The sequence below is a fragment of the Niastella sp. sgz303648 genome, from assembly GCF_059587045.1.
On sequence record NZ_JCAPSW010000001.1, the window covers coordinates 480,938 to 494,611 of the forward strand.

Annotated in this window: 11 protein-coding genes; 6 read left to right on the forward strand and 5 right to left on the reverse strand. The window is 41.7% G+C overall.

The window, feature by feature from the left end; genetic code table 11:
• Window positions 1–61 precede the first annotated feature (61 nt).
• The 3 genes from AC59IL_RS01680 to AC59IL_RS01690 form a co-directional block, all read right to left on the reverse strand.
• On the reverse strand, window positions 62–1,258 hold the full coding sequence (locus tag AC59IL_RS01680) for a hypothetical protein (RefSeq protein WP_496550331.1): 1,197 nt from the start codon (window positions 1,256–1,258) through the stop codon (window positions 62–64).
• 722 nt (window positions 1,259–1,980) lie between these two features.
• Complete coding sequence (locus AC59IL_RS01685; protein ID WP_496550332.1) at window positions 1,981–2,430, reverse strand: hypothetical protein; 450 nt, start codon at window positions 2,428–2,430, stop codon at window positions 1,981–1,983.
• Between the two features lie 5 nt (window positions 2,431–2,435).
• A complete protein-coding gene (locus tag AC59IL_RS01690) occupies window positions 2,436–2,816 on the reverse strand; it encodes a hypothetical protein (RefSeq protein ID WP_496550333.1) in 381 nt (126 codons plus the stop codon).
• A 1,480-nt stretch (window positions 2,817–4,296) separates the two neighbouring features.
• Between AC59IL_RS01690 and AC59IL_RS01695 the strand changes: the two genes are divergently transcribed.
• From AC59IL_RS01695 to AC59IL_RS01720, 6 genes are all read left to right on the forward strand, one after another.
• Window positions 4,297–6,228 (forward strand): adenylate/guanylate cyclase domain-containing protein, encoded by a 1,932-nt coding sequence (locus tag AC59IL_RS01695; protein ID WP_496550334.1) that lies wholly within the window; start codon window positions 4,297–4,299, stop codon window positions 6,226–6,228.
• 103 nt (window positions 6,229–6,331) lie between these two features.
• Entirely contained in the window at window positions 6,332–7,285 is a 954-nt protein-coding gene (locus tag AC59IL_RS01700; protein WP_496550335.1) for a CE1 family esterase, read from the forward strand.
• Window positions 7,286–7,360: 75 nt separating this feature from the next.
• The gene (locus tag AC59IL_RS01705; protein ID WP_496550336.1) at window positions 7,361–8,335 is read left to right on the forward strand and encodes an ABC transporter ATP-binding protein; all 975 of its coding nucleotides are present in this window, start codon (window positions 7,361–7,363) and stop codon (window positions 8,333–8,335) included.
• A 12-nt stretch (window positions 8,336–8,347) separates the two neighbouring features.
• On the forward strand, window positions 8,348–8,728 hold the full coding sequence (locus AC59IL_RS01710) for a helix-turn-helix domain-containing protein (RefSeq protein WP_496550337.1): 381 nt from the start codon (window positions 8,348–8,350) through the stop codon (window positions 8,726–8,728).
• 149 nt (window positions 8,729–8,877) lie between these two features.
• Window positions 8,878–9,636, forward strand: coding sequence for an SDR family NAD(P)-dependent oxidoreductase (locus tag AC59IL_RS01715; RefSeq protein ID WP_496550338.1), 759 nt, complete (start codon window positions 8,878–8,880; stop codon window positions 9,634–9,636).
• A gap of 123 nt (window positions 9,637–9,759) precedes the next feature.
• Complete coding sequence (locus tag AC59IL_RS01720; RefSeq protein WP_496550339.1) at window positions 9,760–10,905, forward strand: glycoside hydrolase family 5 protein; 1,146 nt, start codon at window positions 9,760–9,762, stop codon at window positions 10,903–10,905.
• A gap of 98 nt (window positions 10,906–11,003) precedes the next feature.
• On the opposite strand, the gene AC59IL_RS01725 is transcribed toward AC59IL_RS01720, so the two are convergent.
• Window positions 11,004–13,274, reverse strand: a complete 2,271-nt coding sequence (locus AC59IL_RS01725; RefSeq protein WP_496550340.1) for a M56 family metallopeptidase — start codon at window positions 13,272–13,274, stop codon at window positions 11,004–11,006.
• Window positions 13,271–13,633: a BlaI/MecI/CopY family transcriptional regulator gene (locus tag AC59IL_RS01730; RefSeq protein ID WP_496550341.1), complete on the reverse strand. Its 363-nt coding sequence runs from the start codon at window positions 13,631–13,633 to the stop codon at window positions 13,271–13,273. The genes AC59IL_RS01725 and AC59IL_RS01730 overlap by 4 nt, the downstream gene beginning before the upstream one ends.
• Window positions 13,634–13,674 lie beyond the last annotated feature (41 nt).

Consider the following 13,674-nt stretch of genomic DNA (forward strand, 5'->3'; position numbering starts at 1 on the left):
TCCAATGCACTTTTGCACTAATAATTATATTGCTCTGCTCCGCCGAAAGGCGGGATTGTATTTATTTAATTACCCTAACCTTATAGGTATCAGATGCAATTGTTACTGTGCTATTGCCGGCATTATATGCCTGCAGCGTTACAGTATTGGCCGAGGTAACATACGCCGAAATAATTATAGAAGGCGGGTTCACTGAGCCGGCATTAGCGCTTACTGTTACCACATCGCCGGGCTGTGCACCCGACACAGACAATGTAGTTGTAACAGAATTATAAGCACTTAACGACGGCCCTCCGAAGTTGGTAGTAAGCTGGCCGGTTAATGTTTTTGAGAGTTTATATCTGGTCGAATTTTGTGTAAGGTAAAGGTCATTGCCATCGAATTCAATGGCGCCGTCTTCGGGGGTGGAGAGAACGGTGCCAGCAGTTAGTTTTAAAGGGGCCGTACCGGCGCTTGAAGTACCTGCTTTCAAATGGAAAGTGGCAGTAGGAGCAGATACTCCTATACCAATATTACCATTTGCCAATATCCTTTGTCTTTCAATATCATTGGTTCCTAAAATTACATCACCCTCGGTAGCCTTAATCCATATATTTATATCAAAATTTCCTGCAGTGGTAAGACCGTTTCTTCCAGTATACGGATTTTCACCCACAACAGCTCTTCCACTATTAAAAGCGCCATATTTAAAGTCATAGCCTCCAATTTGGCCTATATGAGCACGGGGGAACGCTGATAAACCAACCAATAAACTACCGCTATCTTCAAGTGTAATTGTATTATAAAAAGAGGAAGTTCCGTTAACCTGAAGTTTTGATCCATCACTACTGGTATTACCAACAACCAGGTGTCCGTTGCCTGAAAGGTATAAATTATTGCCGCCCAATGGGACTTCTCTACTTTCTGTTAAAACCGCGGGATTGCCGGATTGTCCTGCACTTTGTCCCAATACCACGTTTCCATTACTTACCGATAAACCATTTAAAGCTGTGGATGCTGTGCGAATCCTCAATGTATCTGCCCCAATAAGATATAGGCTATCACTCATTTTGATGGCACCCCTTCTAAATTCAGTGCGTCCCCTACCCTTATTATACAGGAACCCTTGCACATTTTGCGTGTGGTTTTCAATAATCAACTCCGCCGTATCACAACTGTTGGTGATTTTTACACTGTCGGCCTTTATGGTGTATACATACTGGGCAGCAAGGGTTTGTCCCAAAAAAATAGGGAACAGCAATATCAGGAAACGGTTCATAAAACGCTACTTTATTTAGTTAAAGACATAATAATACACAGTGCATTACGGTTCGCAACGCATTACAATCATTAAAGCATAAATGTCATCAGAAGAAAGGCAATAGTGAGCCGACAAACAGATGATTGAATAAAACAGGTTGTGCAGAACTGGTTTGTTGGCTAACAAACCGCGAAGAGAGCAAAGGGCTGACTGTCATAAACAGATTGGGGTTTGGGTTGGGTTAACTGATTAGTTCTGGTTGTCAGGAAATCGTCAATAGTCGAAAATACAATTCTAATTTACAGATAGCTTCTACAAAAATTACGTCCGTTAACAAAAAACACACATAGGTGCATTCCATTAGCTAACGTAATTCGATATGTCAAAGGTAATCGCCGGATATAAACATTCAAAATAAATCAATACACGGGCTGTGCAAAAGTCCCACTCTGGTTTAACCATTAAATGTTCAATCTACGAGTATTCAAATATAGTTTGGGCTATCCACACGAAAATTCACGCTCTAAAAAAATAACGCTAACGCAATATGGAGTCAAAAGTAAGCAGGGTGCTTTAAGTTACCATGAGAAAAAACACCGGTTAAAATGTGTTTTTTCTCTTTTTTAATTCAGGCAGAAGGATATTACCTACATATTGACAAATTACGTTCATCCCCACAACAAACGCGCTAAACCGAACGGTTGATATTAAATTGATCTGTTGAACCTATTTAGGTGAAATCAATGTACAGGTGCTCGAAACTCACAATCTTTATTTCTTTTTAAATTCTTTAGATATATAGATTTATGTAAAATACTTCCAGATGAATCTGCATCAAATTGCAATTCGATATTCAATTTATCGGGCCACTTTTTAAAAAATTCATAATAATAATTACTTGCATACTCATTAATGAATATCAACGTATCATTTTTGCCTGGAACAGTTGGATAAATTTTAATTGAGTTTCTGACAATTCTAGTTGACAAAGAATCTTTAAAATAAAGAGAAACATCTAAGCGATCCATTTCACCACCTGGATAGGAATCAATTCTAGATTCCAACACTAATAAGTTCATATCTATTTCCGCTGATTCTTCATTATTCGAATAATAATAATGGCACGTACAACTATCAAATAATACGAAACTGCAAAAAAGAAAGCGTAAATTTTTTAGATATTTTATCATTGATCTCAAAATCTGGTTAACCTATCACAAGTAGGTAAATCACTCCACCCTAATTTTGGAACATCAGTGAATTTAAAGCACCCGGGAACTCTCTTAATTTCAATAAGTTTCCATTTATCAGGATAGGTTCTCGATATTTTAAAAAAAACAAGCGAATCATTTCTTATTCCTGTAAATTCAGCAAAATATTTTTTATTATTATAATGATACTCACACTTATATGAAAATCCATTTTCAAGCCAATCCTTTTCCCTTACTATTCCAATAACGTAGGCGCCATTTTTATTAATGATTTTCTCTTTATTTAATCGAACAAGCAAAAGTACTATTGCTATTATTACTATTACGATAATAAATACTTTTTCTCCTTTTTTAATGGCTTGCATCTTTTAACGAAGTTTTTAATAGCTCGAATAATAATTTAAAATTATCAGGCTGTTTATTTAGAGGGCCCTCCCCCCTTTTCAGTTACCGTTAAATGTCGTTACCAAAATACTCATCAATTTCCCATTTTCACAATTAATCCCTTAAAAAGCCTAAATTGCTTTTGCATGTATGCATAGCAGCTAATGTTAGAAAGACGGGTGCTTTGGCGCCTGCAATTTGCGTCAAAAATGGATCTTTTTGAAGCAATTTATATAACAGACGCTCTTTAACCGACTGCAACGCGAGATCTGGCCTTCACAGCGCGTTTTTATCCCTCAGCATATTGAGTTTTAATGATGGCAGCGCGGGTTTTACTGGCAGTCAATTGAGTTGTCGTCTTCACATCGCAAGTTGATGCCCCTGCATGCCGAGTTTTGATGCCGGCAACGCGATATCAATCGACCACTGCTCAGGCTTGGATCATCGCATTGCGTTTTGGCGCCTTCGCATGGTGAGCTTTGATGTCGGTTATGCAAGTCAAAGCCTCCATCGCGCATGGTGTAAGCTATGACTCCGATTGCATAAACCTATAATCAACTTGTCGAATGGCCAAACAAGTATGTCGTATGCTATAACCAGGTTGATGGTAGCCTAATATCACTTTGTCATATGTTATATTCAACATGCAGTAATCAAAAACCGCCTTGCAAACGATACAACTCAGTTTGCAGTGGCAAAAACATCAGCGGCTATAGCTACATTACAATCTGCCTGTCATAAAACCCGAATTGCAGAGGATACAACTCAATCTGCATGAGTATAAACTCCATAAGCTATAGCGCTATAACAACCAGTCAACAATCGAACGCACCTTGCATACGATGAAACTTCGCCGGCAATAGCCTATCCTCCCTTTGCCCGGCCCCAAAAACAACCTGCCGGCAATCAAAATGCCATGGTGGTTGCTACAATTAAAATGGATCAATCAATATAATGAGGGATTTTTAGTTTGCTCATAGGGGGATTGTAGCATCACTCCTGATACGCGGGAGATCATATCTATTAAAACAAAGACCGCACTAAAGTAACAAAATTGATCATAGATAGCGGGTGCGAATTTTTATTATATTATAAGGATTAATTGGCAATGGTGCTGCGTTAAAACTTAATCTCTGAACAATCGGCTGTTTATCTATGTTATATTATTATATCAGCTAAAAAAGGGCTTCCCCATTGCGACAATTATTATACCAGCAACCATTGTGTGCGTAATAATAAGACATAAAAAACACAAAGTATTTACAACGGAATATTGCCTGTAAGTACAGGTACTATTTTCATACCCCACAGGTTTTACCAATCGGCAGTTTGTAACCGGTAACCGGTAACCGGCAACTGGTAACTGGTAACCGGCAACCGGCAACAGCCTGCTACTGCCTACCATTTATCATCCCGCACCTTGAAACTTGTGCCTTGTTCCTTACATTTACATTCTGAATTATGCGACAACTTGCTGCAATATTATTCGCCGACATGACGGGCTACACCGCCCTGATGCAGGAAAATGAACAACTGGCCCGCCGTAAACGCCAGCGCCTGAAAGAAGTGCTCGAAACCACCATCGTACAGTTCAATGGTAAAATTTTGCAATATTATGGCGATGGATCTCTCAGCATTTTCAACAGCGCCATCGACAGCGTGCATGCTGCTATACAAATTCAGCAACATTTACAGCACGATCCAAAGGTTGAACTCCGGATCGGCATTCATACCGGCGATGTAACTATAGAGGAAGAATCGATTTACGGCGACGGTGTGAACCTCGCCTCCCGCATTGAATCGCTGGCCGTACCCGGCGGCGTATTTATTTCAGAAAAAGTATTCGACGAAATCCGCAATCAACAACATATCCAAACCCGCGAACTGGGCTTTTTTGAACTGAAAAATGTAAAACAACCGGTGCGGGTTTTTGCAATCGCCAACAGCGGCATGGTTGTTCCCGGCCGAAATGAGGTTCGGGGCAAAACTACCGCCCCGGTAAATCGCCTGGCTGTATTACCGTTCGTAAATATGAGCGCCGATCCCGAAAACGAATATTTCAGCGACGGCATTACCGAAGAATTGCTGAATGCACTCACCCGGGTAAACGGCCTTCAGGTAACTTCACGCACATCGGCCTTTGCCTTTAAAGGAAAGAACGACGACATTCGCGACATTGCCATTCAGCTAAATGTTGATAAAGTGCTCGAAGGCAGCGTGCGCAAAGCAGGCAACCGCGTTCGCATTACCGCCCAGCTGATCAATGCGGCCGACGGTTTTCACATATGGAGCGAAACCTACGACCGCAACCTGAACGACATTTTTGAAGTGCAGGACGAAATCAGCGGCATCATTGCCAATAAATTAAAAGAAAACCTTACCGCTGCACCATCACCGGTTCTCCCCCGCACGCGCGGGGTGAAATCATCGGTTAAAAATGTGGCAGCTTACACGCACTACTTGAAAGGATTGCACTTCCGGAGCAAACTTACGCCGGCCGATACCCGCAAAGCCATTGAATGTTTTAAACAGGCCATTGCCCTTGAGCCCGGTTACGCACAGGCATACGCTATGGTAGCACAGGCATACAGCTGTTTGGGTTCGCAGGGACAAATGATACCGCACACCGCTTTTGAAATTGCCCACCAGTATGCCGATAAAGCGCTGGAGCTCGACGATACCATTTCGGAAGGTCACATCGCGAAAGCCATGCCTTTTTTATATTATGAATGGAAATGGAATGAAGCGTACGAAGCGCTGCAAAAAGCAATTCAATTGAATCCCGGTGCGGCAGACGGCTACGACCTGCTTGGCTTTTATTATATCGCCATGGGTCAAAAAGCACAGGCTGTTAAAACGCTTGAAGAAGCGGAACAAATCGATCCGCTGTCGCCCACGATCATTCGCTCGCTGGGCATGATGTATATTTTTTCAGAACGTTACAGCGATGCGATCATTCAGGCTGAAAAACTGCTGGAGATGGATCCGCAAATGCGCAGCGGCATTGAATTGAAGGGATGGGGAACCGGACTGAATGGCGACTGGCAAACCGCCCTGGAGTTGTTTGAAGAAGTGCACCGGCTCACCAACCACCCGTTGAAAGGGTTGATGGGTTTAGGTTACGCTTACGCCAAACTGGGCATGCACGATAAAGCTATGGAATGCATTCACAAACTGGAACTGCGCCAGGAACAGGAACCCGATTCGGTGATCGATGGCGACTTCGCTTCAATATGGCTGGGCATGGGCAATCTTGATAAAACATTTTATCACCTGCACGAATGTATCAATAAAAGAATGGGCCCTGTAGCCTGCTTCATTGAATATCCTCCCTACAAAAAAATAAAAACCGATCCGCGATACGAAGAGCTTAGAAAAAGAATGGGAATTTAACACAGCTTTTTACTGACGCAATTCAACTTCCTGAAATTTGTGATTTCTTTATTATATGGAGGAATAAATATTGTATTTTACCATATAATAATTTATTACAGGCATGAATATTTTAAGCCGATTGCTCACACTGTTGTGCTTCTTTACAACATTACACCTGCAGGCCCAGACAATCATGGAAAAAAAGCTCACGCTCGATGGCTTGCAAAGAGACTATATTATCAGGTTACCCAACCATTATTCTGCTTCACAACAATCGCCGGTTATATTCGCTTTGCATGGAGGCGGTGGCACCAATAAGAACGCACTGGGATTATATAATTTTACCGATGTAGCCGATAAGTATGGTTTTATAATCGTTTCGCCGAATGCTATAAATAAAAGCTGGAGCATGAAAGGCATAAGCAGCCGGGTAAAGGGAAATCGACAGGATATAGATGATGTTAAATTTATTTCGGTATTGATAGATACGGTTGTGAAAAATTACCATGCCAATCCAGCAAGGATCTTTTGTACCGGCATTTCGCGCGGAGGTATTTTTTCGCTGTACCTCGCCGGTCATCTTTCAGAACGGATTGCAGCCATAGCACCGGTTTGTGCCAGCATACCCTACTCCATCGCAAACAATTATACCTACTCGCACCCAATGCCGGTTTTACTCATTAACGGAACAGCCGATCCTTTGATCAGCTACAACGGCGGCCCCGGCAAATTTCAGCGTAATACTCAGAATGAAGAACAATATGATATGCTGCCAACAGAAGAACTGATCAATAAAATAGTTGGCCTTAATAAATGCACAACAACTCCTGAAATAACACAGGTACCAGATATAAGCAAACGCGATGGATGTATTGCAACACGCTATACATATCAACACAAAACAGCACCGGTTTTGTTTATAAAAATTCAGGGAGGAGGTCATACCTGGCCGGGAGGCAAACAATACTTGCCTAAATTTTTGATTGGCGGCGTATGCAACGACTTTAAAGCAGAAGAAATAATTTGTGAATTTTTCAATAGCGTTCAATCTGCCTTTCAAGCTTCGGTAAAATAGAACCTTTGAATGATCATTTATGACTTACTTTTGACACCTTAAAAAAACTGGTCATTAAAAATTCCGGTTGGCAATATGGATTTTTTAAAGGTTTCAAACATAAGCAAACAGCTCGATGGAAATTTTGTGGTAAAGGACATTTCCTTTTCCATTCAAAAATTCAAAAAAACAGCATTAGTGGGTGAATCGGGTTCAGGTAAAAGCACCCTGCTTAAGATCATTGGCGGGCTGACACAACCCGACACCGGCGACGTGTTGTTTGAAAATAAACATGTAGATGGACCAAATGAAAAATTAATTCCAGGCCATCCGCAGATCGCTTATCTATCGCAGCATTTTGAATTACGCAACAATTACCGCGTTGAAGAAATTCTGGAATACGCCAACAAACTGAGCAACAAAGAAGCAAAAACTTTATACGAAATATGCGACATCAGTCATTTATTAAAACGTAAAACCGACCAGGTGTCGGGCGGTGAAAAACAACGGATCGCCATGGCGCGGCTGCTGATAGGCTCCCCAAAACTTTTTTTGCTGGATGAACCTTTTTCGAACCTCGACATGCTGCACCGGAATATTTTAAAAAAGGTCATCCGCGATATGGGTGAAAAACTTAAAATAACCTGTGTGCTGGTGTCGCACGACCCGGTAGATACATTATCATGGGCCGATGACATTATTATTCTGAAAAACGGACAAATCATACAACAGGGCAATCCTGAACAAATTTACCGGCAGCCTGTTAACGAATATGCAGCGGGGATGTTTGGAAAATACAACCGGCTGATTAACGAAAGCATTACGCTTACAAACAGTTCTAAAAAAGCAAAGATCGATCAAAAGGAAATATTCGTTCGGCCGGAAGATTTTATCATAACCACTACAAAAGGAAAAATTCCACTTGCAGGAAAAGTAAATGAAGTGTTTTTCCTGGGCAGCGCTTACGAAGTTGAGGTACAGGTTGAATCGGGCCCGGTATATACAGTCAGAACCGATTGCGCTTACCAAAAAGGCGACAAGGTATATATTTCGATGAAAAAGCAATCTTAACTTTATACAGTTATGGAAGCAAATACAGCCACCATCATATCAGCTCGTAAAAAAGAAATTGTAAAGCAATACATTGCCGAGCTCGATAAACACATTGAAGAGCTTCGGGCCGGCAATGTTGAGGAAGTGTATGAAATAAGGGATTTTGCGAATATGCTACATGTGCATCCTGTGCACTTAAGCAATACCATTAAAGAAGTTACCGGCCAGTCGACCTGCGACTTATTTGAAGAACGCCTCGTGAACCTGTCTAAAGAATTATTAACTACCACATCCATGTCGGTGGCACAAATAGCCCGGCAACTCACCTACGATCCGTCGAACTTTACTAAATTCTTTAAACATTTTACCGGCACTACCCCCAAAAAGTTCAGAGATAGCAACATGCTATAAGTCATATCAGTTAAAAAAATCATATCAGTTCCGTATCCTCATACCTCGTTGCCTTTTTAAATCTTAAACAATCACCATTTTTTCTTAAACAATCACCATACCCCGGATTGTTATTAATTGCAATTTTGCTGTGCTAAAAAGAATAAAACATGACAACATCCAAAATCGCACTGGTAACCGGCGGCAGCCGCGGTCTGGGCCAGGAAATGGCCATCAGCCTGGCTAAAAAAGGCACCGACGTAATTCTTACCTATCGCAATAATGAAGAGGCCGCTCTTGAAACGGTAAAGACAATTGAAGCGCTTGGCCGTAAAGCAACGGCTATACTGCTTAATATGTCTGAATTAAAATCGCTCGACTCTTTTGTTCAAAAGGTAGTTGATGTGCTGAAATCATGGAATACAACTACATTCGATTACCTGATCAATAATGCAGGCATAGGCGCTTCCATACCTTTTGAAAAAGTAACCGAGGAAGTGTTTGATGAATTTTCGAACGTGCACTTTAAAGGCATTTTCTTCTTAACACAAAAGTTAGTACCACACATCAACAATGGCGGTAGCATCATTAACATTTCATCGGGCACAACCCGCTTTACCAATCCCGGGTATTCGGTGTATGCATCGATGAAAGGAGCTATGGAAGTGCTTACCAAATACCTGGCGCGTGAACTGGGCCCCAAAGGCATTACGTGTAATATAGTTGCACCCGGCCCAATAGAAACAGATTTCAACAATGCCTCCATCAAAAACAATCCGCAATTAAAAGAAAGGCTGAGCGCCTTATCGCCATTGAACCGCGTTGGCAATGCGCAGGATATTGGTCCTGTAGTTGCTTTTCTGTGCACCGGCGACGCGGCATGGATCAATGGCCAGCGTATTGAAGTAAGTGGTGGAATAAATGTGTAGGAAACAGGATCAAAATCACACAGTATGATTTAACAAAAGAACAACAAACTACAAACCACAAACAATAAACTGCTTTTGGTTGTGCATGGCAGCGTATTTGCATAGCAGCAGGGAAATATGCATATGAACCGGAGGTCATTTGTAAAAAATACCGGCACTCTGCTCGCAGGCGCTGCTCTTTCTTCTGTTTCCGTTACCTGTGCGGCTGCGCATCCGCCCAAAAACAAACTTCCAATGTGGAGGGGTTTTAATGTGCTCGACTTCTTTTTACCCGACACTTCATTTTCGATCAATACAACCACCGAAGACCATTTTAAATGGATGCACGACTGGGGTTTTAATTTTGTTCGGATACCGGTGGCCTACCCTACCTATCTTAAAATCGACCGCAGTCGCAATATCACTGCCGAAGAAGTATATCACATAGATGAACAGCGTGTAGCCGCTATCGACAAAGTGATTCAATGGGCATTTAAACATAACATTCATGTAAGTTTGAACCTTCATCGCGCGCCCGGTTATTGCATCAATGCCGGCTTTCATGAGCCATTTAATTTATGGAAAGATGAAGCAGCACAAAAAGCATTCTATTTTCACTGGGATATGTGGGCAAAGCTGTATAAAAATGTTTCTGTTAAAAATATCAGCTTCGATCTGTTGAATGAACCCGGTATGCGTGAAGACATGAACAATCAGCATGCGCAGGTTTCGACTGTACCGGGGCCATTATATCGTAAAATAGTAAAAACAGCTGCTGATGTAATTCACGCACAAACGCCCGGCAGGTTTGTAATTGCCGATGGAAACGATGCAGGCAACAGCGCTGCTCCCGATTTGGTGGGGCTGCCTGTTCACCAAAGCTGCAGGGGTTATTTTCCGGCAAGTGTTTCGCATTACAAAGCGCCATGGGCCAACCCCGATCCCGATCACATGCCTTTACCGCAATGGCCTGCGAAAGAACGTAATGAAATAGTGAACAAAGAAGCGCTGGAAAAATACTACGAACCCTGGGTTGCACTCATGAATAAAGGTGTAGGCGTGCATTGTGGCGAATGCGGCTGCTGGAACAAAACACCACATAAAGTATTTCTTTCCTGGTTCAACGATGTACTGGCCGTACTGTCGAAATACCAGATCGGATTTGGCCTTTGGAACTTCATCGGTGATTTTGGCGTGCTGGATTCAGGAAGAGCCGATGTGGAGTATGAAAACTGGTACGGACATAAGCTGGATAAGAAGCTATTGCAGCTGCTGCAGAATTATATTTAAAAGGCACAAGGTACAAACTACAAGGCACAAGGTCGTGAGTATTAATTACGCTGATTAAATTTCAACACCTTGTGCCTTGAGTCTTGTACCTTGAATCTTTACTCCGTAACAATATTTTTCAACTGTACATATTTATGAATAGAAGAAAGTTTGTGCCCCTTTTGCTGCATCGAAGCAATGAATGCAGGGGTAGTATTGGTGGCTTTGGCGGTTATTACATCTTCGAGCGAAAGATCGTCGAAACCCAATGCTTTGTATTCCTTCACCAGATCGGGTGTAATTGATTGCGCTTTCAAACTTATTACTTTTCGCCACGTGATATTCTTATAACCCATATCCCAAAAACTTCGTACATATTCGGGCGTTATTTGCAAACTTTTTACAGGTACTGCCTGGTCGATCGTTAATGGCGAAAGTCCTGTGCCTTCAAAATTCTTCAAATACTCGGGCGTAATATTTTGCGATTTAATAGCAATCAAACGCGAAACAGGAATAGCTGCATAACCTGCCGCCTGTAATTTTTTGATATACACAGCATCGATGTTCTGCGATTTCAGGGCAATCAGCTGATGATTGGTCAGGTTGTCGTAACCCACTTCTTTAAGAGAACTGATATAGGCAGGATCTATCTTTAAGGCCTTTAAAGCCACGATATCATGGGCCGACACTTCTTCCCTTTCTTCTCTTTCTATGCGTTCGGGTTGTTCAGCTTTCTCAGCCTTCTCTGTTTTTTCTATTTTTTCAGCCTTTTCCTTTTTTTCTGATTTCGATGCAGCCAATGCATCGGCAATATATTTTCCGTCAACATGCTGTGCCTTAAACGAAATGATCTGGTGTACCGTTACATTGGGGTAACCTGCTTTTCTGATCTCCTCAACATAATCACCGGTAACACCCAGCGATTTTAAAGGAATATAATCGTGCAGACTAATCGTTGAAAACTGTTTTTTTATTGATTGTATATAAGCAGCATCAACTTTTAAAGCAGCCAGCGGTATCAGGTCGTGTTTGGTTAATGTAGTATATCCATTATCTTTTAACATATGTACATACGACTGCTTAATATTTACCATAAAAAATACCAGCTGGTCTTTGTCGTCTTTTAACTCAATGCCTTCTTTATGCATAGATTCTCCATACGATTTGTCGGCAGTAAACTGGTAACGGCCCATCCCCTGATTACCTTCGAATTTGCCGGTAAATTCAATGGTACCGGCTTCGCGTGTTAAAGAAAAAGTGCCGGATTTTTCTTTGGGCAGATCCTTAAATTCACTTAACAAAAAAGTACTGCTGTTGGTGGAATGCTTTTCTCCATCGCTTTTGAACTGAATTTCCACTTCCTCTTTGTCGATGGTCGCAAACCAGTACCCTTCGGTTGGCAACCCAAACTCGTCGTTGTTGTTCTTTTTGTCGCTTTCTTTGCTGCTTTCTTTATTTGCTGCAGCGGTTTGGGCAACAGCTACAGGCTCATTTAATAAGCAAACAAATAATACCAGCACCGGAAAAAGGAACAGGTACTTCCAGGTGGTATGTACATTTGATTTTTTGGAATTCATCATGGCTATTCTTTTTTTAAGTAACGATTGATTATAATTGGTGGTAACACTCAATGGAAAATGCGGGGCCGAAACCTTCAGCAAACTCATCTGGTAAGTGGTTCTTTCAACATTGTTGTAATGCACCAGTTGATCGTCGGTTAAAAATTCAAGGTTATTCTCCAGCTCTTTGCGATACAACCAGGCAAACGGATTAAACCATTGAAAAATAAGCACCAGTTCGGCAAGTAGTATATCAATGCTGTGTCCCTGCTGTATATGCGTTTTTTCGTGTAGCAGTATCTGGTTATAGGTATCCCAGTCGTATTTTTCGGGATTGATAAAAATGTTGTTGCCAAAGGAACAGGGCGCTTTGTCGCCCGATAATTCAACGATCCTGAAACGGCCATCCCTGATTACCGGTCGTGTATAAGCGCGGTACAATAAGGTAATGATCTGCAGTAAAAACCTGGCAGCAAACACGGCCACTCCAAACCAGTATAGCCAATATAGCCACATCACTACCTGCCCGCCCCTGATAACCGGTTTCTTTTCAGGAGCAGCAGCGGGTAACGCCGGGGCAGTTGTTTCAGACACACCGGTTTCATATACCGGTAAATCGGCGGTGGCATGCGATACAACCACCGGCTCTTCGGTTTTACGAAATGACCATTGCTGTGGTACCGGTATCAATGGCAAACAGAACGCCAGCAACAGGCAAATCATCAACATCCACCGGTTCAGTCTGAAAAAAGTTTCTTTTTGCAGGAATACTTTATAAAAGATAAGGCATCCGGCAATGATAAGGCCCGCATGGAGTGTATACGGTATCATTTCTTTTTAGATTTAATGATTTTAAGTATTTCCTTCAGCTCTTCTTCCGTTAAGTTTTGTTCTTTGGCAAAAAAGGCCAGCATGCGCGGATAGCTATTATCAAAATACTGGCTTACGATATCTTTCATGGCAAACTTCTGGTAATCATCGCGGCCGATGGTGGGATAATAACAATGTATATTACCAACCGTTTCACGCCCCAGAAATCCTTTCTCTTCAAGGATCTTAACCATCGTGGCTACACTATTATAATGCGGTTTGGGATCGGGCAAATGAGGTATAACATCACGTATAAACGCTTTATTAAGGTCCCAGAACACCATCATGATCTGTTCTTCCCTTTTAGCGAGCTTAACCATGTCAATTTCTTTTTACAATAATACTACTAATTCATTAGTAG

What these genes read in the sequence shown, in the direction of transcription:
- AC59IL_RS01680 (WP_496550331.1), bottom strand. Translation starts at nt 1,258, where the DNA reads ATGAACCGTTTCCTGATATTGCTGTTCCCTATTTTTTTGGGACAAACC.
- AC59IL_RS01685 (WP_496550332.1), bottom strand. Translation starts at nt 2,430, where the DNA reads ATGATAAAATATCTAAAAAATTTACGCTTTCTTTTTTGCAGTTTCGTA.
- AC59IL_RS01690 (WP_496550333.1), bottom strand. Translation starts at nt 2,816, where the DNA reads ATGCAAGCCATTAAAAAAGGAGAAAAAGTATTTATTATCGTAATAGTA.
- AC59IL_RS01695 (WP_496550334.1), top strand. Translation starts at nt 4,297, where the DNA reads ATGCGACAACTTGCTGCAATATTATTCGCCGACATGACGGGCTACACC.
- AC59IL_RS01700 (WP_496550335.1), top strand. Translation starts at nt 6,332, where the DNA reads ATGAATATTTTAAGCCGATTGCTCACACTGTTGTGCTTCTTTACAACA.
- AC59IL_RS01705 (WP_496550336.1), top strand. Translation starts at nt 7,361, where the DNA reads ATGGATTTTTTAAAGGTTTCAAACATAAGCAAACAGCTCGATGGAAAT.
- AC59IL_RS01710 (WP_496550337.1), top strand. Translation starts at nt 8,348, where the DNA reads ATGGAAGCAAATACAGCCACCATCATATCAGCTCGTAAAAAAGAAATT.
- AC59IL_RS01715 (WP_496550338.1), top strand. Translation starts at nt 8,878, where the DNA reads ATGACAACATCCAAAATCGCACTGGTAACCGGCGGCAGCCGCGGTCTG.
- AC59IL_RS01720 (WP_496550339.1), top strand. Translation starts at nt 9,760, where the DNA reads ATGAACCGGAGGTCATTTGTAAAAAATACCGGCACTCTGCTCGCAGGC.
- AC59IL_RS01725 (WP_496550340.1), bottom strand. Translation starts at nt 13,274, where the DNA reads ATGATACCGTATACACTCCATGCGGGCCTTATCATTGCCGGATGCCTT.
- AC59IL_RS01730 (WP_496550341.1), bottom strand. Translation starts at nt 13,633, where the DNA reads ATGGTTAAGCTCGCTAAAAGGGAAGAACAGATCATGATGGTGTTCTGG.